Below are 22,460 nucleotides of genomic sequence, written 5' to 3' on the forward strand. Positions count from 1 at the left end.
TTACGACCGTCCAAATCGCCATTACGACCGTGCTAATCTTCGCGAGGTGCCGAGTGTTTTTTTTAACACTACGCATTAGCACGTCGTAATGGCAAAGAGGACGGTCATAATTGTTGAAAACGCTCAAAAAAAGGCGAAAAAGTCCCTTTTTGAGGTCCAAAAAGCGGATTAACATTTATTTCGTTTCGGATGTCTATCGAACCTGGAAAATGCGTTTTATACAATAAGCCCCTCTGATAATTGAAAGTTGAAAGGTAAAAGTTTGAAGGGGTATATTTGATAAGCAAAGATTATTAATAGTGAGTTTGTGAAAGGGGGGCCGTGAGGTTCCCCTTTCTTTGTCTATCTACAGAAAAAGAGTATTTTTGTAAATCAATAATATGCGGCATGAAAATAGATAACCTTGAGGATGTAAAGCATCTGATAGTCCAGAAGGAAAGTGAACAAATTGAATTTAAAGAAACCACCGGACAGTTGGAGCGCGGTATGGAAACGCTTTGCGCCTTTCTCAATGGGACGGGGGGAGTCGTGTTGTTTGGCGTGACAGATAAAGGAAAGATAATCGGTCAAGATTTGAGCGACAAGACAAAACGGGATATAGTAGAAGCTATCAGGCGGATAGAGCCATTGACCGTAATCAAAATTTCTTATACTGCTATTCCTGACACAAACAGGTACGTGATTGCCCTTCACGCTGATCCGCAACTAACGGCCCGCCCTTTCGTTTATAAAGGAAGAGCCTACCACCGGATGGAAAGTGTTACATCTATCATGCCGCAGGAAAAATACAACCGGTTGCTGTTACAACGGGGGGGGTAAATATGGATGGGAGGCTATCATCAATGAGAGTTTGAAAATCGAAAACCTTGACTCTAACGTCATCCGCGGTGCAGTCCGTATGGGGGTCGAGAGCGGACGTTTGCCGGAAACGACCATGATAGAAGATATTCCGCTTATCCTTGGAAAATTCAACCTTTCATCGGATGATGGTAAACTGAAAAATGCGGCAGCGGTATTGTTTGGCAAAAACTTGTCGGACTATCCGCAATGCTTGTTGCGGATGGCACGCTTCAAAGGTCTGAATAAAGACGAGTTTATGGACAACCAGCGAGTACACGGCAATATCTTTGAACTGCTGGATGCGGCCATGGCTTTCTTCTTCAAGCATCTGTCACTTTCCGGGAAGGTAGAAAAGCTATACAGGGAAGAGGAACTGGCCATCCCCTACAAAGCTCTGCGTGAGAGTTGCGTGAACAGTTTTTCACACCGTCTGTACCACAAACCGGGCAGTTCCGTCAGCATAGCAATCTACGATGATCGTGTGGAAGTGACGAACAGCGGCACGTTCCCGGAGGATATGACATTGGAGAGGTTGTTAGGACCGCATGATTCTGAACCGCAAAATCCTGTTATAGCCAATGTCCTTTATAAAAGCAAAGTGTTGGAAAGCTGGGGGCGTGGCATAGGGTTGATGATCAGCGAATGTCGTCGTGTGGGGCTTCCTGATCCGGAGTTTCATTCGGATGGTTCGTTTGTGCAGGTTGTTTTTCGGTATGTACGGGATACTGTCGGACAAAACCCCACAGTTACCCCACAGTTACCCCACAGTCACCCCACAGTTATCCCACAAGTTGAAAAAGTTCTGGCAGCAATCGGTGGTGATACATATTCGGCTAAAGAAATTATGGAGTCAATGGGCTTGAAAGATAAAAGGAACTTCCTGAAAAACTACCTTTATCCGGGCATAGAACTGAATTTGGTAGAGCCGCTTTATCCTGAACAACCCAAACATCCCAAACAGAAATATTATCTGACGAAAAAAGGAAAAACTTTATTAAAGGGAGAGTAGCGAATGGCTGAAAGAAGCAAGACATTTCCATTCAAGCTTGAACTTACATCTTGTAGATAGTCACTAAATAACGAAAAACATGTCACTACAAATCATACATACCGCCGACTGGCACTTAGGGCAAACCTTCTTCGGGTATGACCGGGATGAAGAGCATGAGGCGTTTCTCACTTGGCTGACCAGGATGCTGGCGGAGCGGCAGGCTGATGTGTTGCTGATTGCCGGCGATGTCTTTGATGTTGCCAATCCTTCGGCAGCCGCGCAACGTCGTTTTTTCCGCTTTCTGAGGGAGGCGAACCGCCGTAATCCGCATTTGCAGGTTGTCGTCGTGGCGGGGAATCATGATTCGGCGGGACGGTTGGAAGCGCCGATACCGCTGTTGGAAGAACTGAATACATCGATTGTCGGGATTATCCCCCGGACAGATTTGTGCAAGATCGACTTTGACTCGTTGCTTATACCCCTGTATAATAAAGAAGGGAAGCGGGAAGCCCTTTGCCTCGCCGTGCCGTATCTCCGGCAGGGAGATTATCCGGCTTCGGATGAGGGAAAAGATACCTATGTGGCAGGTATTACCCGGATGTACCGCCAACTCTATGAATATGCCGATGCGCAGCGGCAGCCCGGAGAGGCACTTGTCGCAATGGGACACCTGCACGCCACGGGAGCCGAACTGTCTGAAGACGACCGGAGCGAGCGCACCATTATGGGCGGTCTGGAATCCGTCAGCACGGATGCATTCGACGAAGGCTTGGCCTATACCGCCCTCGGGCATATCCATAAAGCGCAACGTGTTGGAGGCCGCGAGAATATACGCTATGCCGGCAGCCCATTGCCCATGTCTTTCTCCGAACAACATTACCGTCATCAGGTGGTTGCCGTCACGCTCGAAAACGGATGCCTGTCGGATTGGGAAGCGGTGCCTGTCCCTTTGCGGACCGGTCTGCATCGGATTCCGGCGGAACCGGCATCCCCGGCGGAAGTGCTTTTGCAACTTGCGGATTTGCCGCCGGCGGACGCTCAGGCGGACCGCAGCCTCTGGCCTTATCTGGAAGTACAAGTCTTGCTGACCGAGCCCGATCCGGGTTTCCGGCACCGGGTGGAAGAGGCGTTGGCGGATAAGGCGGTGCGCCTGACATCCATCATCCCTTCTTATCCGAAACGGGAGGATGAAGAAGATTTCCGCCCTTTGTCTTATACGGACCTGCAAAAGATCGATCCGTTGGATATGCTCCGGCACGCGTTCACGAATCGTTTCGGAGGCGATTTGCCGGAAGAGCTGGAACAGATGTTTAACGAGGTAAGACGGGAGGTTTCTTTATGAAGATATTAGCGATACGAGGCCGCAACCTGGCTTCGCTGGAAGGTGATTTTGAAATTGATTTTACAGCCGAGCCGTTGCTTTCGGCCGGTATATTTGCTATCTCCGGTCCGACGGGAGCCGGAAAGTCTACGTTGTTGGACGCCATGTGCCTGGCACTGTTCGCCCGTACGCCCCGTACGGATCAGGCGAAGGAAAACAATGTCAAGTTGCAGGATGTCAGCAATGAACAACTGTCGCAGAGCGATCCCCGTTTCCTGCTGCGGCGAGGCACGGCTTCGGGCTATGCGGAAGTGGATTTTGTCGCATTGAACGGACACCGCTACCGGGCGCGCTGGTCCGTCTCGCGTGCCCGTGACAAGGAAAACGGACGTTTGCAGAATCCCCGTTTGGCCCTGTATAACCTGGATAAGGCGGAGGAGGAGCAAGGGACGCGTTCCGAGCTGCAAGCCCGCATCATCGACCTGATAGGGCTGACCTTCGAGCAGTTTACGCGTTCCGTATTGTTGGCGCAGAACGACTTCTCCACTTTCTTGAAAGCCGAACAGGGAGAAAAAGCATCCCTGTTGGAGAAGCTGACCGGGACGGAGTTGTATTCCGCCATCTCCCGCCAGATTTTTGAAAAGAATGCCCGCGCAAAAGAAGCCTTCGACGCGATTCAACTGCGCATACAGTCTGTCGAGCTCTTGACAGATGAGGAAGAAAGCAACTTGCGCCTCCGCCTTGCTGCTACGGAAAAGGAATTGCAGCGCCAGGAAAAGGCGAAAGCCGAACAACAGACGCTTCAGGAGGCTGTTCGCGCCGCCGAACAATCGATTGCCGCCCGGCAGGTGCAGCAAAAAGAGGCGGCCGACAGGCTGGCACGTGCAACGGAACTTCTGGCTATTGCCCGCCGCGAGTATGAAAAAGGAGTGGAGGAACAGCAAGCATCGGAAGCCCGGTTCAAGTCGCTTCAACAGGAAATCCTGCAAGCGCGTAAGCTGGATATCCAGCTGGACACGGCTCTCCGCGATCGCTCCGATTCGGAACAGCGCTTAAAAGATACGACCGCCCGGAAGAAAGAGGCGGAAGACAAATACCAGGCTGCCGTCCTCCGCCGGAAACAAGGGGCGGAAGAAATTGCCCGCCTGACCGCCTGGCGGGAACGTTTTAAGGATAAGGAAAGCATTGCCGAACAGCTTTCAGCCTTGTTGCTCCATCTGGATGCGGCTGCTGCCGCCCGTCTGGGTATGGAGACAGGCAACCGTTCGATTGCGGCTATCCAAAAGGATGCGGTGGGATTGGGCAAGCAACTCACCGGCTTGCAACAAACCGCCGTGAGCAAGCAGCAGGCTTTGCAACAGACAGAGGAAGAATACCGGAAGCAGGAAGAAAGATTGAAGGCTATCGACGTCCCGGCACTGGATAAACAGATCGAGCAATTGCGCCGGGAACGGGAACAACTGCTGATCGAACAGGCCCGCCTGGAGGCTTCCGGGGATATAAAGGAGTTACGGGCTAAATTGCAGGAAGGGCAGCCTTGTCCGGTCTGTGGGAGTACGCATCATCCTTTCGTCGCCTCTCCTGACACACCCCCTGCTCCCTCTCGAGAGGGGAAGGAGATAGTCCCCGTTGCCGCCATGACATTGCAACTACAGGCGTTATCCCAAAAGAAGGAGGCTTATACGGTCGGTACCCGCGAACTGGCCCGCCTTCAACAACAACTGCTCCGCCTGCATAAAGAACTGGCGGACAGCGAAGCCGCCTGCAAGGAGATCGTCAGCAAGCAGCAGCTCGTCGCCAGCCGGCATGAGCAGGAACAAGCGACGGTGAAGGAACAGGCCGCCAAGCTGGTCCAATCCCTTTCCGCTGCCGATGTCCTGTTCGGCAACAGCGATTGGAAGAAAGCCTGGCAACAGAATCCGGATACTTTCCGCAAGACCTTGACCGACTTTGCCCGCCAATGGCATGAGAATACGGATAAACTGCGCCTGTTGGAACGGCAGGAAAGCGCTCAGAAGGCGGAATGCGAGTCGCTCGCCTCTTTCCTCCCGTCTCTCGGCAAGCAATATGAAGAAGCTTTGCTGTTGAATGAAAAGAACCGCTCCGTCTTTACCACCTTGCAGGCGGAGCGTGCTAAACTGCTGAATAGCCGTCCGGCGGATGCGGTCGAGCAGGAATATTCCCGGCGGATGGAAGAACTGAAGGAACGCCTGAAGAAACTGTTAGCTACCCAAATCGAACAGTCCGGTATTGCCGAACAGACACGCGGCATAGCCGACCAGATAACAAAAGACCTCGCTGAAGCCTCGGCCGACCTGGCCCGGCGGCGGGAGGCGTTGGATAAATGGACGGCGGATTATCTCGCCTCGTCGGATGGCTGGCAGCTTCAAGACACCCTGCCCCGTATAACGCAGGAGAAAACAGAGTTGGCTTTCCGGCTGCGGACCCAGACCGATAATAAGGCGAAAGTATCCGGCTTGCAGGAAGAACTGAACGTACGGCGCATCGAAAGCGAACGCTGGGCGAAGCTGAATGAACTGGCCGGCTCTGCCGACGGTGCCAAGTTCCGCCGTATCGCCCAGGGATATACGCTGGATGTCCTGCTAAGCTATGCCAATGTGCAACTGCGCGAACTGACACGCCGTTACCGCCTGGAACGCGTCCCCGAAACGCTTGCCCTCCAGGTGATAGACCGGGATATGTGCGACGAGGTGCGTACCGTCCACAGCCTTTCGGGGGGTGAATCGTTCCTTGTTTCGCTGGCGCTTGCCCTTGGGCTGTCGTCCCTCTCGTCCAACCGGATGAAGGTGGAAAGCCTCTTCATCGACGAAGGGTTCGGCTCGTTGGATGCCGACACGCTCCGGGTGGCGATGGATGCGTTGGAGAGCTTGCGTACGCAGGGACGGAAGATCGGCGTCATCTCGCATGTGCAGGAAATGACCGAGCGCATCCCCGTACGTATCTGTGTGAACCGTGCCGGCAATGGGCGGAGCTATCTGGAAGTCCTGTAAGCTTATACCATATCTTCGCCGGTCCGTACAATTGCGACTTTCAAGGTCTTATGGAACGGGATAAAGCGGGAGATTATGGCCATGATGATGGTAAAGAGCAGGGTGTAGCCGATCAGGGTTTTCAGTCCTAAGAGGAGGCCTTGCACCTGCAAGGTGTTGTAGAGTGTATTGGTGGCCAGCTGCGTAGCGTCTTCCAGGGGGCGGCCTTGTGCCAATGCACTTTGTAGCGCCTGGTTGTATGGACCGGCGGCGAGCGGGTTGTCCATGCGCATGGTCTCGGAAAGGACGGACATCGATTGCAACTGCATCCGGTAGATCATATTGTTGAAGAACGAGGCGGCGAGCGCAGGTGCGAGTGCCGACCGGAAAGTGATCAGGAAAAAGGCGTTGTATATTGTCAGCTTCGGGTCCATATCTTCCACCACGTAGACACCGAAGGCGATAAAGAGGATCAGCATCCCCATTCCGCGGAAGAACATCGGCAGGTATAGCATCTCGTACGTCCCGTCCGGCCGTATGCCGAAATAGAGGATTGCCAGGTAGATGGCGAAGCAGGTCATTCCCCAGGCTATCAGCCGCCTGAAGCGCCACCGCTGCCACCTGAACCACCAGAAACAGATAATGGCTCCGCAGATGAAACCGGGCAGCATCCAGAGGTAGAGCGAATTGGCATGTACGCTGTCCACCCTGAGTACCGAGTTCAGATAACTCGTGAGTAGCGAGCTGGAAGAAGAAAGCACCATTGTGATCACCATGAACAGGTATCCGATCAGCGCTTTGCTGCTGTTCAAAACCGTAAGTCGTATATAAGGAACTTTACGCACCTTCTGCCTGTACACGAACAGCCATAGGAGCACCGGAATGATGCAGACGTAAGCCACTATCTTGTCCGACGAAAACCAGTCGAGCGTCTTGCCGTAGGTCGCTACATAAATAATCATCAACAGTACGGACGAACCTAATAGCATACTCTTCCAGTCGATCTCCCGGAAAGGGAAATTGATCGGTCGGCGGGCATAGCGGAAACAGATGAGAACGAACAGGATTGCTACCAGCAAGAGGATGATCACGAAATAATACATATACTGCCACTGGTAGGAGTAGGCAAGCTGCGCCGTCAACGCCATCGATATCTGGCCGCCGGAGAATACCAGCGGATAGAAGTAGGCGTAGAACTCGCTGCGGACATTTGACGGACTGAAGAACGGGCGTGTCATGATGATAAACTCCAGCATGACGAAAGCTTTCAGTATGCCGATAAAGAAACTGCAGGCGATGACAATTTCCATCTTCGTCACATTGGCGCAGATCAGGCTGAGGATGACCTGTAGCATAAGGTCGCTCAGCAGGACGGTTTTTGTGGTGATGACCGGCCGTAGTTTGGGAATGATGGGGTAAGCGATTGCCATACCGGCTGATGTGGCGTAATAGGCCATGCGGATGTCTTCGCTCATCACGCCTAATGTGCCGGACACTTCGATGATATCGCCCGTGTACGCCCCGTTAATCAACATGATAGGAAGCAGTATGACGAAAGCCGTAACAAGCCCCAGCCACCGGGGTACCCAGGGACGGATCGGAACGTTCAGTGCTTGCAGCCGGCTCATCTTCTTCCTTTTGTTGTTAGCGTTTCAACAGGGCTTCCGTTTCTACCATCATACCGGCCCGGAGCAGTTGCATGTCCTCGGGTGAAACATCCTGCAGGTCGATCCGGACAGGGATGCGTTGCTGTATCTTGACGAAGTTGCCGGCTGAGTTATCGGTCGGCACAAGCGAATATTTAGAACCCGTCGCTTCGGAGATGGCTGTGACGACGCCGTGGAAGGTGCGTTGCCGCCAGGCGTCTACCTTGATAAGCACTTTCTGGCCGATGTAGATGTTGGGGATCTGTGTCTCCTTATAGTTGGCGGTGATCCATTTATCCTGTCCGCGAACCAGATAAGTGAGGGTCTGCCCGGCCTGGACCAACTGTCCTTTTTCGAGTGTGCGGCGGCCCATGTAGCCGTCGTATGGGGCGGTGACGACGGTGTAGCTGAGATTGAGCTCTGCCATTTCCAGTTCCGCTTCTTTACGGAGGATAGCGGCGTCGGCGCTGCCTGTCTTCTTGTTTGTTTCGGTGTATTGGGACTGTGCGGCCTGCTTCTGGTGCGTCAGGGCTTCGTAGCGGGCTTGCATCGCTTCGTAGTCGGCTTTTACTTGTTCGTATTGTTGACGGGAGACGGATTCTTCCTTCAGGAGGTTGGCGTAGCGGCGGTAGTCTTGTTCGAGATGCCAGAGGCGGGCTTTCGTCTCGGCAATGTTGGCATCTTGTACGGAGACGTTCACTTCCGAGGTGCGGATATCGGAGCTGAGTGCGTCACGGACGGCACGGGCATCCATCAGGGCGGCTTCGGCATCTTTCTTCTTGATGCGGTATTCGCGGTCATCGAGTATGAGAAGCGTATCGCCGGCGTGTACGAACTGATGCTCGGTGAAGCGGACTTCGTTGATGTAGCCCGGCACGCGGATGTTGACGGGGATCACGTACTGGTCGACCACTGCGTCGTTCGTGATCTCGTAGTTGACATACTTCCAGAAGTAGTGGACTGTCCACGAGATACCTGCCAGGACGAGGAGGGTACAGACGGTGTTCACGATGATATTCCTGATCTTTATCCGTATCAGCCGTTTTCTTCTTTTATGATGGATGGATGTGCTCATTTTGTTATGGGTTTATAAGTTGCCACATGCGTGCATAAGTTGATAATAGGTATAGACCGCTTCGCTCTGTGCCGTCGTGAGCTGTAGTTCGGCGTTGAGCCGTACGCTGCTGGCATCCAGCAGGTCTGTCAGGATGGACAGCTGGTTGAGGTAGCGGTTGTTGACGATCCGGTAGTTCTCTTCGGCTTGGCTGACGGAGAGTGTCAGTGCTTTCACCCGGTCGATGGCTTCCTGGTGGCGGATGTAGGCGGTACGTACATTGACGCGTATCTGTTGCATCATCTGTTCCTCGGCGTTGTGGCGGAGGCTGACGTATTGCCGTGCTTCCTGCATCTTGTGCTTGTTCCGGTAGAGGGACGAGAGGTTGTAGGAGAGGCTGAGGGCCACGTTCCAGTTGTTGGCGAACATATCTTCCATTGTGCTGGTGAGCGGTCGTGACAGCGTATTGCCGGCATGGATGGAAAGCGATGGCAGGTAGTCGGCCCGTGACAGGCGGATGTCGTTTTCTGCCAGGCGTGTATTGTAGCGGGCGATTTGCAGGCCCGGGTAATTCGAGTAGGCTTGTTGGATATAGGCTTCGCAACTGCTAAGGGAAGTACTGGCGGCCAGGAGCGTGGTGTCCGGCCGGATGAGCAGGCTTTCGTCGAGTCCGAGCACGATGTCGAGCTGTTGGGAGACGATGGAGATGTTGTCGTTGGCTTCCCGGAGTGCGAGCTGGTCGTTGGTGAGTTGCAGTTCGCTGCGTATCTCGTCGTTGCGTGTGACGATGCCTTCTTTCCACATACGGCGGATGTCTGTTAGGCGGCGGTCGGATTCCTCGATGTTGCGTGCCAGCACCTCCGTTTCCTTGTAAAGGGCGAAGAGGTCCATGTATTGGCGGAGGAGGGAGAGCTTCACGTCTGCCTGGTCGCCTGCCGTACTGAGCGATGCGACTTGTCTTTGGAGCGTGGCGCGGCGGATGGTGTTGCGTATCTTACCGCCCTGGTAGAGCGGTTGTGCCACTTCTACATTGTAGTTATGCGACCAGTCGGGCATATCGGGATGCGTCGGCTTCGACAGTCCCTGCCGGAAGACGGTGGATTGGCCGATGTAGCCGGTTGTCGCTCCAACGCTGATATCGGGCAGCTGTAGGGTACGGGCCGTCTTTTCTTCTTCGCCGGCAATCGCTTCCTGCATCCGGCTGGCCTGGAGGCGGAGGCTGTTTTCGGTTCCTAACCTGAACAGTTCGTCGAGGGAAAGAGGATAAGCTGCTGCTGGGCATTTCCCGCAGCAGGCTTGGTGAATATAAGTAACAATAATAAACTATATCTTGTCCAGTATCTCATCCAGTTTCTTTAAGTTGTTCATAAACGATTCAATCTGGCGAGGTGTCAGGCGTGCGCCGACTTCATCATAGATGTTATGGAGGAGCGGCTTTACGCGGTGTGAAAGTTCTTCCCCTGCTTCGGTCAGGTGGATTTGTTTGTTGCGCCTGTCCGACGGGTCTTCACGCCGTTCCACCCAACCTTTCTTCTCCAGGTTATTGATGAGATTGGTCAGGCAGGCTTTGTCTTTGGCTGTCTGTTCCGCCAGATATTGCTGGCTGACTCCGGGCTTTTTCCATAGGCGGTGCATCACCTGGAGCATTTCGAATGTCATGTCGACGTTATTGGACTTTAGTACTCTCTGTATAGTTTGGCGGAAAGTCATTCGCGTCTTTAAGATTTGGAGTACTAATTCGTGTGCTGCTTCATTCTCTACCATTGCTGTCTTGCTGTTTTGCTTTTCCGGCGCAAAGGTAGAAAATATCTTTGGTATTTTGGTTAAAGGTTTAACTAATTATTTGTTGAGACGCTGTTCCAATTCATCTAACAGGCTGACGCGTTCCAAGGAGAATGTGTTGTCGTGTGTCTGGATATATTCCAGCAGGAGCTTGGCCCGCTGCAACATATCCTGTTCTTCGCCGGGGTGGAGGTAGCTCTCTTCGATCAGGGTTTTGACGGCGATCTCGAGACGGGGAATGCCGCCGCCGTCATCGCTGTTGAGGCGGCGGATCAATTCTTCGGGCGGAACCGTCATCAGTGTCAGACGGTCCAGCTTCAGGGAGGTGTACACGGTTTGTATCAGTTCCGGAATACGGCGGGCTGCATTCGTGTTGCGGTTCGTAATGATCTGGAGGACGACTTTAGCCAGTTCCTCGATCTGTACCATGATGAAATCTCGTTTAAGCACGTTGGTAAATTAAAAATTAAGAATTAATAATGAAGAAATAATTGTCCATTGTCAATTGCTTACGGTGACTTTGATGATACGGACGTCTTTTTTCGGGCGGTCGTATTCGTCGCGGGGCTGTCCGGCAATGGCATCGAGCACGTCGAAACCTTCAACGAGTTCGCCATATACGGTGTAGTTTCCGTCCAGGTGATGGCAACCACCTACGGTCGTGTAGGCTTTCCGTTGCTCTTTGGTGAACAGCAAGTGCCCGGGGGTGGAGCGCACCACCGAATCGACCTGGGCATTGATCTGGCGCAGACGCTTCTGGTATTCGCGCTTGTTGCTGACTTTTTGCATACGCAGTTCGGCGCGGACGGGGTAGAAGTATTTCTCCATCGCTTTCTCCTTGATGTCCTGGTTGGCAATCATTTCCAGCGTATCCAGTTCACCGTTGGTATAGATCTTTCCCTGTACGATGTAGAATTGGGACATATCCGATTTCTTTTGCGGATTGATGTCGTCGTTCTGGCGGGGAGCGGCCAGTGCTCCGCGTTTATTGAAACGGTGGGGTCTCATCTCCGGCATGATCTCCGCGTTCCGGTCGCCGAAACCGCAACGGGCACCGGCTGGAGCGTTGCGCGAGTCGGGAGCGCCACCCTGTATCATAAATTCAGGGAGCACGCGGGTAAACAGCGTTCCGTTGAACTCGCCCCGTTTGGCCCGGTCTATAAAGGTGCGGACGTGGTTGGGAACATCGTCATACAACTTTGCTTTCATCGTTCCGGCACTTGTATTAATGGTTACTATCTTCGCCGGTACTTGTTCCGATGCAGATGTCACCGTGTCTGCATCGCTCTGGGCAAAGACCGGCGACAGGCAGGCCAGCAAGCCCAATAGGATATAATAGCTCTTTCTCATCTTTTAAATTATTTGGCGGGTAAAGATACAATTTATGTTGTTAAACACAAAGTAAATATCTACCTTTGCTGTCCTTAAGGCGAATAAAGATAATAACTACACGTATATATTATGAATTGGATTAACGATTTGTTATGGGGCGAGGGCATTGGCCACTCCATACTTCTACTTTCCTTTGTGATTGCTGCGGGCATACAGTTGGGTAAGATCAAGGTCTTCGGCGTCTCTTTAGGAATTACTCTGGTGCTGTTTGTGGGAATCATTTTAGGGCACTTTGGTTTTACTATCAACCACAATGTGATTCACTTTTTCAAAGAGTTCGGACTGATACTCTTCGTCTATTCCGTGGGTATGCAGGTCGGGCCGGGTTTCTTCTCTTCCTTTAAACAAGGGGGGATCACGCTGAATATGCTGGCATGCGGAATCGTATTCCTCGGCGTGGCAACAGCTATCATCCTGCATTATGTGACCGGCGTTCCGATGCCGACGATGGTGGGTATCTTGTCCGGGGCAGTGACGAATACGCCGGGATTGGGTGCCGCCCAACAGGCCTATTCCGATATGCACGGGGTGGCGGACAATACAATCGCGTTGGGATACGCTGTCGCTTACCCGTTGGGTGTGATCGGGATCATCCTGTCTATCATCCTAATCCGGTATATCTTCCGCGTGAGCTTCGATAAGGAGAACGAGCAACTGAACAGTGAAGACGCCTCCCATACCAATGAGGCTAAACCTATTTCGCTGGTGGTCAAGAATCCGGCTATCTTCAATAAGACTGTTGCCGGACTGTCGAACCTCTTGGAGCACCGCGACTTTGTGATCTCGCGTATCTGGCGCGACAGCGATAAGCAAATCGAGATAGCCTCTGCAAACACTGTCTTGCAGGAGAACGACAAAGTTTTTGTGATCACGACTGAGGCGGATGCGGAAACGATCAAGGCCTTTATCGGCGAGGAGATCGACATGGAGCGTAAGCAGTGGATTCGCATGGAAAGCCAGTTCATCAACCGCCGTATCCTGATCACGAAGCCGGAATTGAATGGCAAACGCCTGGGACAATTGAAGCTGCGTAAACTTTACGGTATCAATATCACCCGTATCACCCGTGCCGGTGTCGATTTGGTCGCCAAGCCGGGACTGACCTTGCAAGTGGGCGACCGTGTGAATGTTGTCGGTACGGAAACGGCAATATCCAATGTCGAGAAGGTCTTGGGCAACTCGATGAAACGCTTGAACGAACCGAACCTGATCACGATTTTTGTCGGTATTGCATTAGGTATCATCTTAGGAAGTATTCCTATCACCTTCCCCGGTATTCCGCAGCCGGTTAAGTTAGGTCTGGCGGGTGGTCCGTTGATTGTTGCTATCCTGATCAGCCGTTTCGGCTATCACTATAAACTGATAACCTATACGACACAGAGTGCGAACCTGATGTTGCGCGAGATCGGTATCACGCTGTTCCTTGCCTGTGTGGGGATCAGCGCCGGTGACGGTTTTGTCGATACGATCGTGAACAATGGCGGTTTCGCCTGGATCGGCTACGGCTTCATCATCACGTTTGTTCCGCTGATGATCATCGGCTGTATCGGACGTTACTTCTGCAAGGTGAACTATTTTACATTAATGGGACTTATCGCCGGTAGTACGACCGACCCGCCTGCATTGGCCTATTCGAATGCGACAGCCGGAAACGATGCTCCGTCTGTCGGCTATGCAACTGTCTATCCGTTGACCATGTTCCTTCGGGTACTGACGGCGCAGTTGTTGATATTGTTCTTTGCATAGGATATAATGTCAGGATCGCCTGTAAAATGGTATTGCAGTCCTTCATGGGGTTATAGTGCCGTAAAGGAATGAATAACCCGGCAGATAGAATGAACGATGCGGAATGTGTGCCCCCTCCGTACCTACCCGCCATTCATGTCACAGCTGTGAAACAAAAGAACCCCAACCGTAACATAGAAGGAAGACAGTTGTGACATGGAAAGAATACAGCCGTAACATGCAATAGAGGCCCGGAGAAATGACTTGTGCTAAAAGTAATCTTTAATTTCTTTCCGGAATGACCGTTGTACTGTCCGGTGCTGCCGGACGCAGCGGGATCAAAGGGAATCTTTTTCGCCGGCGGAAGATGTCGGAGAAGCGAGTGAAATCTTTTTTGTACATGATACCGACGCCTTGCGTGGTGAGGGCCTGTTTAAGGAACATATACATGTCGTTCGTATGGTTATAGGCTTTCAGACGGACGTCGCCGCTGGGTGTCAACAGGTATTCGAGGTCGAACTCGCCGATGAAAGCGTTCTTCTGGTTCGCATTGTTCTTATAGCCGAAGTTTCCGTTAAAGATCAGGCGGTTGTTTAACAGCTGGCTGGAGAGCAACATCTCCACCTCCGTGTCTTCGATGCCGTCCTGGCTGGTACGGATGTTGGTTCCGAGTTGCACTTTATCCGTGAAACTGTTCATAAGGCTCGATATCTGGGACGAGATGGCGGACGAGGCAACGGCGCTGAAGTCGTTCGACTTAAACTGGTTGTTCGTGTACTCTGGTGTATAGAACTTGTTGAGGACGAGCAGATAGACGATCTGTTTCGTCATCATGTCTTCGGTGTCCACGAGACTTTTCACCTGTCGTTCCAATTCTTCGTTAGAGCCGGGCAGTTCCAGGTCGAATGAGATAGTCGGGTTGCGCAACACACCATCGAGGTTCAGCACGCAGTTGACCGGAATGTTTCGCCGTGCGCTTTCGGAGGCGAAGCTGGCATCCAAGTCCTGTATGTTGGCTGTCAGGTTATAAATCGCATTGACGTTCATTGTCGCTTCGAACGGGTCCCCGCGGAAGTTGATGATGCTGCCGTCGCGTATCTTAAAGTCTTTGTGGATGAGCTGTTGGAGGCTGAAGTTATAATTTCCTTCAACGATGCCGATGTTGCCGTACATGCGGAGGTCCGTCTTCGTGCCGTATTGTATCTGGAGGCTTCCGCTGCAATTACCGGCAATCTTGTCACCGCCGACAGGGTCCATGATCAGTTCGATTCTGGCATCGGGGGTAATGTCGAGCAGGAAATTCATGCGTAGTTCCGCCCCGTCATCTTCGTCTTTGAAGATAAGGGGTTTGATAGAGTCGGCCGGTGCGGTCCGGGCTATCTCGCGTAATTTCTTTTTATCGACGAAGGTGATGAAGTCGTAGTCGGCCGCCGAAGAGTTGTTCATAAAGTCGAGCTTAACGGAGGTCTTGGGGTCGCTCCGCATATTGATGTCGAAGTTGATCAGCTGCCCGTTGCCTTTAATGGAGGCGGTACCGGTTCCGAAGACAGTTCCGAATATCAGGGGATTCTGTTTCTGGGGGGCGTCGAACACGAGCATATTGTTTGTCTGGACGTCGACATCGAAGCTGACATCCTTAAAGTGCTGGTGGTTGACGGTCAGGTTCACCTTAGCCGAGTTGCCGAATTTGTCGTGTACGGTTACGCCTCGTCCGATGATGGCATCCTGCGTCAGGTGGATGGAGTCGGAGAAGGTATAGTAGGTATTCAGGTATTCGATGCCTAAGCCTCCGTCGAGCACATAGGCGTCTCCTTCCACGTTCAACGCCTTGAACGGACCGTGGAGGTGGACATTCCCGAAGCCACGCCCCTGCATGTTCTTGGCTACATTCTCGACAAAGGGATGCAGGAAAGCGAGATTAATATCGTTTGCCCCGAAGAAGAGCGAGAGGCCGGCGTTCTTGCCGACGGGATAGACGTAGCCGCTGACATCGGTCCAGGTCGTGTCGTTCTTGTAGATGCTTCCTAACATGAGGATACCTTTCTGCTGGTCGTCCCATTCGCTGAAGAGGTTGAGGCGGCCCAACGGTACCTGGTTGAACGAGAAGTTCTGCACTTCGAGGTCGGTGTTCAGCATCCGGCTACCGTATAGGTCGGTGATATTGAAGGTGCCTGTCGCCTTTCCGGCAAATTGCAGGACAGGTATGTTCAGGATGTCGAAGATATAGCTTAGCTCTACTTGTTTCAGGTCCAGCAGCAGGGTGTCGGACGGGTCCCGGGAAACGACACCGTCCATGTGGAGGTATTCGTTGCCGTTGGTGACGGAGAAGTTCCGTATCCCTATTTTGCCGTCGGCTATGGAAATGGTGGATGGAGCGATATGCCAGGTCGAGTCGTTCAAGACCAGCGGGCTTTCGTTCAGCGAGATTTCGGTGCGCAGTGTGGCCGGTCCTTTCTCCTGTTCTTCTTCAATGAAGAGGGTAGAGGCGGAGAGGTCGGCTTTGAAAAGGCGCTGCTTGTTGTTTGCCCAACCGACCAGCGTATTCACATGGTTGTCTTTTGCGTCTACTTTCAGATCCAGGTAGTTGCGCAGCCCTTTGGCGTTGTAGTTGGTCGCTTTTAGCTGGAGGTTCACCTTGTCTTCGGGATTGTCGCACGTCAGGTAGCCGCCTTCGAACATGGATTTGCCGATGTTGAACTTCGGCAGGTAGGCTTCGAAACGGAAGCGGTTGTATTGGTTGTTATAGTGTCCTGTGATGCGCCCCTGGTGCAGCATGGTAAAAGGCAGCTTCAGGGTGTTTGAGATATCTTCCGTGTTTTCGATTGTCAGCAGGAGGGAGAAGTTGTTTTCCTTTATCTCCTGTTTCTTCTGCGTTACGTTTATCAGGCCGGCACGTACCCTTTCAGCGTCTTCATAAGGCTGGGAACAATCGTAGTGAAGGAGTAGGCTCCTGTCACTTCACCGTTCAGGACATCGGACGATATCGTCAGATGGCGGTCCAGCGAATGGCCTGTGGCTTCCACTTTGAATTGTTTCAGGAAAAAACTGTCCGGGGCAGTCCGGAAAGAAAGGCTGTCCAGCGTGATGCTACCTTCCAGGTTATCGATATTGTTTCCTGTGAAGTCGGCGTAGAGCGAGCAGGAGATATCGGGCGCCTCGTACTTGTCGGTCAGGTGGAGGCTGTCCGGGCGGAAATGCTCGAGATGCGTGGTGAAGTTGAACTTCGAGTTTTTTCCTTCGTGGAGGAAGAGGCCTTCGGCATAGAGCTTGCCGTTCGGGTCGTCGATGTCGATTATCCCGTTAAAGCCGTTCTTCTTGAAGTTTCCCGAGAGGAGGATATTCTCATATTTATACCCTTTATATTCGAACTCGTCGATACCTGCTTTGATATTTCCCGAGAAAGAACCGTTCTTCGGGCGGCGGGTGTCGAGTGTAAGGTCCAGCTTGGCTGTCCCGTACGGGTTGCCTTCCGGGAAAAGCTCGTCCAGATACAGGGTGGAGGTGGAGAGATGCCCTTTCAGGTAGGCTGCTATATTGTTCTCTTTGTCGCTACCGAAGATAAGGTCGGTCTGCACGGACCCGATGGCGGACGAGAATTTGCCGAATGCCACAAGGTTATCGAAGAAACCGGATATCTCGCCGGTGAAGTTAATCGTTCCTAACTTGACAATCGCATCAGGAAGCGTGACCGGATGTTCGTTGAAGTTATTGGCCATGCCTGAGATACCTTCGGTCGTAATGTACATCTTGTTTACCTGCCCGAAGATATAGGCGTCTTCCGGATGGGTGATCCCTTTCATCTCCATTTTGCCGATAAACAGCATCTTATCGCTGTACTTCAGCGTCAGCCGCTTGAGGTCGATGTTGTTGATATAGCCGGATGCTTCGGCCGAAAGTTCGATTGCCTCCGAGAAATTGCGGAATGCAGGAACGAAGGCGGAAAGGTCTTTCAGGCAGACCTGGGAAGGTGCGATATTCAATACGACCGGCGAATGGTTCAGCAGTTCGTTCACGTCGGTTGCCTCTTCCAGATTGATATGGGCGCGGTCTATCTTGAGATCCGTCTCCGGCAGTTTGATTTCGAAGTTATTAATGATAGCGCTGTCTTTGTTTGCCACCACATTGAGCGAGAGTTTGTTCAAAGAGAAACCGGAGGCTTCGTCGAAACTCATCTTCTTGATGTTGGCGTTGAGGCTGTCTTTGTTGAATGCCTTCATTGCGATCTTGGCGCTTATGTTCTTTATGTCGATATGTTTGGCGTTGAACTTGCCGGGTGTGTGAGGGGCGTCTTCCACGTCGTAACGGAAGTTACCGCGCCGGATCAGGATCGAATTGAAGCGCAGGTCGATATTGGAATCTTTCTTAACCGTATCTTTACTGGCGAAGGCGTCGATTACGAATTGCAGGTTCAGCTTGCTTGTCGGTGTCTCCTTTTTCAGATTGGCGGTGAAGCCGAACAGGCGGGCGGTAGAAAATACGATCTTGCCTTTCATCAACGGGAGTATCTCGAATCCGGCCGATACATGGTTGGCTTCGAGCAGTACATTGCCGTTTTCATCCTCCAGATACAGGTTCTCGAGCACCAGGCGGTTGAACCATTCGATGTCTACATTCCCGATCCGGACGGGCACACCTAAGCGCTCGGATAATTCTGACGTCGCCGTGTTTGCCACTTTTTGCTGCACATAAGGAATGCGCAACAAGATGGCCGGGGTTGCGTAGAATATCCAGAACAGAGTGAGTAGGGTGATGATTATGTATTTAAGTCCTTTGATATCTTTACTATATTTAAGCACAAAACTACAACAATATCCCGAGAGATTTCGTTAATTTGCACAAAAATTAAAACGAAGATATGAGTGTGACTATATTAGGAATCGAATCATCCTGCGATGATACTTCCTCTTCTGTAATACGCGACGGCGTGATGCTGTCGAATGTAATTGCCAGCCAGGCTGTTCACGAAGCCTATGGCGGTGTAGTTCCCGAGCTGGCTTCCCGCGCACATCAACAGAATATAATCCCGGTGGTTGCCGAAGCGATCAAGCGTGCCGGTATCGATAAATCCGAACTGAGTGCAGTTGCTTTTACCCGTGGTCCGGGCCTTATGGGATCGTTGCTGGTGGGGACATCCTTTGCCAAAGGCCTGTCCGCTTCTTTGAATATCCCGATGATCGAGATCAACCATTTACAGGCGCACGTGCTGGCTCATTTTATCAAGGAGACGCCTGAAGACGATCATGCTCCTTCGTTCCCGTTCCTTTGCCTGTTGGTTTCGGGAGGAAATTCGCAGATCATCAAGGTGAATGCCTATAACGATATGGAAGTGATCGGACAGACGATCGATGATGCGGCGGGTGAGGCGTTTGACAAGTGCGCGAAAGTGATGGGCCTCGGATATCCCGGTGGTCCTGTCGTGAACCGCCTTGCCAACGAAGGCAATCCGAATGCTTTTACATTCAGTAAACCGCATATTCCAGGTTATGACTATAGCTTCAGCGGACTGAAGACCTCTTTTCTCTATACCCTGCGTGATAAGTTGCAGGAAGATCCCGATTTCATCGAGAAGAACAAGCTGGATCTCTGTGCCTCCCTGCAGGCAACGGTGATCGATATCCTGATGAATAAATTGCGTAAGGCGGCAAAGGATTTGAATATAAAAGAGGTGGCTGTTGCGGGTGGCGTCTCGGCCAATTCCGGTTTGCGCGATGCCTTTCTCGACCATGCCAAACGGTTCGGCTGGAAGGTGCATATCCCGAAGTTCTCTTTTACAACGGATAATGCGGCGATGGTTGCCATAACAGGATATTACAAATACTTGGATCAGCAGTTCTGTCCGATGGATGCTGTCCCGTTCTCACGTGTGTTGAATAAGTTGGGATGATGGATATTGAAATTGAAATAGGTGAATTGCTTCGTTCCCGTCATTTGATGATGGGAACGGCTGAAAGCTGTACCGGTGGATATATTGCGCATCTGATTACGCGTGTGGCGGGCAGTTCCGATTACTTCTGCGGGGGTGTGGTTTCCTACAGCAATGAGGTGAAGCATCATGTGCTGGGCGTTTCGGAAGAGAGCCTGATGCAATATGGCGCCGTCAGCCGTCCGGTTGTCGAACAGATGGCATTGGGGGCTATCCGTACGCTGGGTTGTGATTGTGCGGTTGCCACTTCCGGCATTGCCGGTCCCGGTGGCGGAACTTCTGAAAAGCCGGTCGGTACGGTTTGGATTGCTGCCGCCCTGAAAGAGAAAGTGGTGTCCGAATGCTTCCATTTCGGTACGGAGCGGGAAGAGAATATTCGTCAGGCGGCTCGTACGGCGTTGAGGATGTTGAAGGAGTTACTTTGTTATTGATTCCTCACTCTTTTTGCCAGTTTCACTCCATATAACACGATTTCTTTCAAGCGTGCTTTGGCGTCATCATCCCATACGATGTTCATAGTGATGCTAATAAATCTGTTATTTCCTTACGAACTTTGGAACTCTCTGTATATCGGCCTTCTGTATAGTTTTTTTCAGCCTGTTCTATTCTTGCGTTTAATTCTTCCGTTGTATATGACTGTGCTTCTGTTTTTGCATAACTTTGGCGCAAACGACGGATGTAGCAGATGACTTCTTTTACCATATTTTCATCTGATGCGATCGTGCTTAATTCTTTTAAAAGCATTGCATTTAATTCCATTGTTGTCATCTTGAATTCCTTTCTTTTATAGGTTTGGAACAAAGGTAATCATTTCTATTCTAAATGTATCACTATAACTTATTTATCTTGCGCCTCCAGGCATCCCGTATAAAACATCCGGTTGTTTTCCCGTGTGGTTTGATTGGTTATGTGGAATTGGGGGAATGCCTGTTCGAGGCGTAGTGCCAGCGTGTCGCCCAATGGTGCGTACAGGCTGTCGGCGGTTGCGTTATAGGGGAGGCTGCCGAAGTAACAGAGGTGGTTCTCGTTCATGAACAGGTCGGCACCCAGCCACCAATTCCGGATTCGCCATTCGGTCGAGTCGGGCAGGGATACGTACAGGTTGAGGCTGTCCGACTGTATCATCAGGTTCAGCGGAGCATTCACGTCGAATGTCCGGCGCAGGCGATCCTGGTCGGGGAGCAAATAGTTTCGCTTGTTCTTTTGTATTTGGGCGACTTCTTCCAACAGCTTCTTGCTATAGCTTGCTACCCAGATGCCGTTGTATTGGTAGTAACCGAAGAAGCGGTTGCCGTTATCCGGATAATAGGTGAACACGATGTCGTTTCTGGTCTGTTTTTGCGGGGCAAATGAGCCGAAAACTTTTTGTAACGTATTCTTTTCTATCCGGTTGATAAGATTCTTTCCTGCTTGTGTGTATAGGACGACCCCTTGAGGATGGAAGGAGAGTAGCAATGGGGAAAGATCCCGGTTGTTTTGGATAATGGAAAGGTATATTTCCGGTATCCGGGAAGCGAAAGCGTCGTATTCCGGTTTCCGGGATAGTATGTATTTAGAGAAAGCGGCAGGACGGTTCACACTCAGGATTGCGTCTGATGCCGGAGCCACCAGCGTATATAGATCAGTTTGCACAACCTTCTTCTCTTTTTGCATTTTGCCTAAAAAGAACCAGACTGCCACCAGCGTAGCGAGAGCAGCTATTGTAAACGTCACTATTTCCCGCTTGTCAGCTTTCATTTCTGTCTTACGTTTTCTTGGGGTCCAGGAAATATTTACACCAAGGTTTGAGTCCGCATTCCTCACATTTAGGCTTACGGGCGATACAGGTATAACGTCCGTGCAGGATCAGCCAATGGTGGGCGATCGGAATCTGTTCCTCCGGGATATGCTTCACCAATTCCTTTTCTGTCTCCAACGGCGTTTTGCTGTTGTTGGTCAAGCCGATGCGGTTGGCTACGCGGAAGACATGCGTATCGACAGCCATTGCCGGCTTGTTGTAGACGACTGAGGCTATGACATTTGCCGTTTTACGGCCTACACCGGGTAGCTTTTGCAGTTCGTCGATATCGGACGGTACGACACCACCAAAATCCGACATCAGCATCTTTGCCATGCCGACCAGATGTTTCGACTTGTTGTTGGGATAGGAGACGCTCCGGATATATTCGAAGATGACTTCCGGTGTCGAGGCTGCCATTACTTCGGGAGTCGGGAAATCCTTAAAGAGGGCGGGAGTGATCATATTCACCCGTTTGTCCGTGCATTGGGCGGATAGGATTACGGCGATAAGCAACTGATACGGATTGTCATAATGCAACTCCGTTTCGGCAACCGGCACATTCTCGTTGAACCAGTTCAATACCCCTTTATATCGTTCCTCTTTTCGCATATCATTATTTAATGAGTGACATCGTATTTTTACCAAGAAGCAGTCCCAGGAATACGGCTAACAATCCTAACAGATTACTGGCCAGTATATTCAGAAATGCCAGTTATATTCGCCGGTTTTCATCAGCGACATCGTATCCAGTGCAAACGAAGAGAATGTGGTAAATCCGCCGAACAGGCCGGTAAAGAGAAAAACTCTTGCGTTAGCAGAGAGATTGGTTGTTTCGGCTATGCTCCAACAAAAGCCGATCAAAAAAGAACCGATCACGTTGACCGAAAGTATCCCGAAAGGGAAGGAGTGTAGCATCGAACGCTGTACCCACGTCGAAACCCCGAAGCGGAACAGAGTACCGATTGCCCCTCCTGTTATAAGTAGTAGAACCTTTATCATACCATTTACGTTTTTAG

At 51.5% G+C, this 22,460-nt stretch carries 14 protein-coding genes and 3 pseudogenes; 6 read left to right on the forward strand and 11 right to left on the reverse strand.

Annotation, left to right across the window (positions count from 1 at the left end):
- Positions 1 to 387 precede the first annotated feature (387 nt).
- The 3 genes and pseudogenes from DW083_RS18855 (at position 388) to DW083_RS18865 (ending at position 6,163) form a co-directional block, all read left to right on the forward strand.
- Positions 388 to 1,849: pseudogene (locus DW083_RS18855) on the forward strand (ATP-binding protein).
- A 79-nt stretch (positions 1,850 to 1,928) separates the two neighbouring features.
- On the forward strand, positions 1,929 to 3,173 hold the full coding sequence (locus DW083_RS18860) for an exonuclease SbcCD subunit D (protein ID WP_122333471.1): 1,245 nt from the start codon (positions 1,929 to 1,931) through the stop codon (positions 3,171 to 3,173).
- Positions 3,170 to 6,163: an SbcC/MukB-like Walker B domain-containing protein gene (locus DW083_RS18865; RefSeq protein ID WP_122333472.1), complete on the forward strand. Its 2,994-nt coding sequence runs from the start codon at positions 3,170 to 3,172 to the stop codon at positions 6,161 to 6,163. The genes DW083_RS18860 and DW083_RS18865 overlap by 4 nt, the downstream gene beginning before the upstream one ends.
- A 2-nt stretch (positions 6,164 to 6,165) precedes the next feature.
- Here the strand turns inward: DW083_RS18865 and DW083_RS18870 are convergent, their stop codons facing one another.
- From DW083_RS18870 to DW083_RS18895, 6 genes and pseudogenes are all read right to left on the reverse strand, one after another.
- The gene (locus tag DW083_RS18870; protein ID WP_122333473.1) at positions 6,166 to 7,770 is read right to left on the reverse strand and encodes an MFS transporter; all 1,605 of its coding nucleotides are present in this window, start codon (positions 7,768 to 7,770) and stop codon (positions 6,166 to 6,168) included.
- 16 nt (positions 7,771 to 7,786) lie between these two features.
- Positions 7,787 to 8,863 carry an HlyD family secretion protein gene (locus DW083_RS18875; protein WP_122333474.1) on the reverse strand — a complete coding sequence of 359 codons (1,077 nt, stop codon included), beginning with the start codon at positions 8,861 to 8,863 and terminating at the stop codon, positions 7,787 to 7,789.
- Positions 8,864 to 8,875: 12 nt separating this feature from the next.
- Positions 8,876 to 10,188 (reverse strand): annotated as a pseudogene (locus DW083_RS18880) (TolC family protein).
- Positions 10,166 to 10,606 (reverse strand): MarR family winged helix-turn-helix transcriptional regulator, encoded by a 441-nt coding sequence (locus DW083_RS18885; RefSeq protein ID WP_115500867.1) that lies wholly within the window; start codon positions 10,604 to 10,606, stop codon positions 10,166 to 10,168. Before DW083_RS18885 ends, DW083_RS18880 begins: the two are co-directional and overlap by 23 nt.
- A gap of 75 nt (positions 10,607 to 10,681) precedes the next feature.
- Entirely contained in the window at positions 10,682 to 11,074 is a 393-nt protein-coding gene (locus tag DW083_RS18890) for a hypothetical protein (protein WP_122333475.1), read from the reverse strand.
- 51 nt (positions 11,075 to 11,125) lie between these two features.
- A complete protein-coding gene (locus DW083_RS18895; RefSeq protein ID WP_122333476.1) occupies positions 11,126 to 11,974 on the reverse strand; it encodes a peptidylprolyl isomerase in 849 nt (282 codons plus the stop codon).
- Between the two features lie 111 nt (positions 11,975 to 12,085).
- Here DW083_RS18895 and DW083_RS18900 point away from each other — a divergent pair, with 111 nt between their 5' ends.
- Positions 12,086 to 13,762 carry a putative transporter gene (locus DW083_RS18900; protein ID WP_115500864.1) on the forward strand — a complete coding sequence of 559 codons (1,677 nt, stop codon included), beginning with the start codon at positions 12,086 to 12,088 and terminating at the stop codon, positions 13,760 to 13,762.
- 261 nt (positions 13,763 to 14,023) lie between these two features.
- Here the strand turns inward: DW083_RS18900 and DW083_RS23685 are convergent.
- A pseudogene (locus tag DW083_RS23685) lies at positions 14,024 to 18,477 on the reverse strand (translocation/assembly module TamB domain-containing protein).
- Positions 18,478 to 18,596: 119 nt separating this feature from the next.
- Between DW083_RS23685 and tsaD the strand changes: the two are divergent.
- Together tsaD and DW083_RS18915 are read left to right on the forward strand one after the other, a co-directional pair.
- Entirely contained in the window at positions 18,597 to 19,625 is a 1,029-nt protein-coding gene (tsaD, locus tag DW083_RS18910) for a tRNA (adenosine(37)-N6)-threonylcarbamoyltransferase complex transferase subunit TsaD (protein WP_122333477.1), read from the forward strand.
- Positions 19,625 to 20,095: a CinA family protein gene (locus DW083_RS18915; protein WP_122333481.1), complete on the forward strand. Its 471-nt coding sequence runs from the start codon at positions 19,625 to 19,627 to the stop codon at positions 20,093 to 20,095. Before tsaD ends, DW083_RS18915 begins: the two co-directional genes overlap by 1 nt.
- 82 nt (positions 20,096 to 20,177) lie before the next feature.
- Here DW083_RS18915 and DW083_RS18920 read toward each other — a convergent pair whose 3' ends face one another.
- From DW083_RS18920 to crcB, 4 genes are all read right to left on the reverse strand, one after another.
- Positions 20,178 to 20,432, reverse strand: coding sequence for a hypothetical protein (locus tag DW083_RS18920; RefSeq protein ID WP_147382167.1), 255 nt, complete (start codon positions 20,430 to 20,432; stop codon positions 20,178 to 20,180).
- A gap of 69 nt (positions 20,433 to 20,501) precedes the next feature.
- Positions 20,502 to 21,401 (reverse strand): hypothetical protein, encoded by a 900-nt coding sequence (locus DW083_RS18925; RefSeq protein ID WP_122333479.1) that lies wholly within the window; start codon positions 21,399 to 21,401, stop codon positions 20,502 to 20,504.
- A gap of 7 nt (positions 21,402 to 21,408) precedes the next feature.
- The gene (gene nth, locus DW083_RS18930; RefSeq protein ID WP_115501156.1) at positions 21,409 to 22,053 is read right to left on the reverse strand and encodes an endonuclease III; all 645 of its coding nucleotides are present in this window, start codon (positions 22,051 to 22,053) and stop codon (positions 21,409 to 21,411) included.
- A gap of 90 nt (positions 22,054 to 22,143) precedes the next feature.
- A complete protein-coding gene (crcB, locus tag DW083_RS18935; RefSeq protein ID WP_233552293.1) occupies positions 22,144 to 22,443 on the reverse strand; it encodes a fluoride efflux transporter CrcB in 300 nt (99 codons plus the stop codon).
- Positions 22,444 to 22,460: the final 17 nt, after the last annotated feature.

It is taken from the genome of Parabacteroides sp. AF48-14 (assembly GCF_003477465.1).
GTDB classification, from domain to species: domain Bacteria; phylum Bacteroidota; class Bacteroidia; order Bacteroidales; family Tannerellaceae; genus Parabacteroides; species Parabacteroides acidifaciens.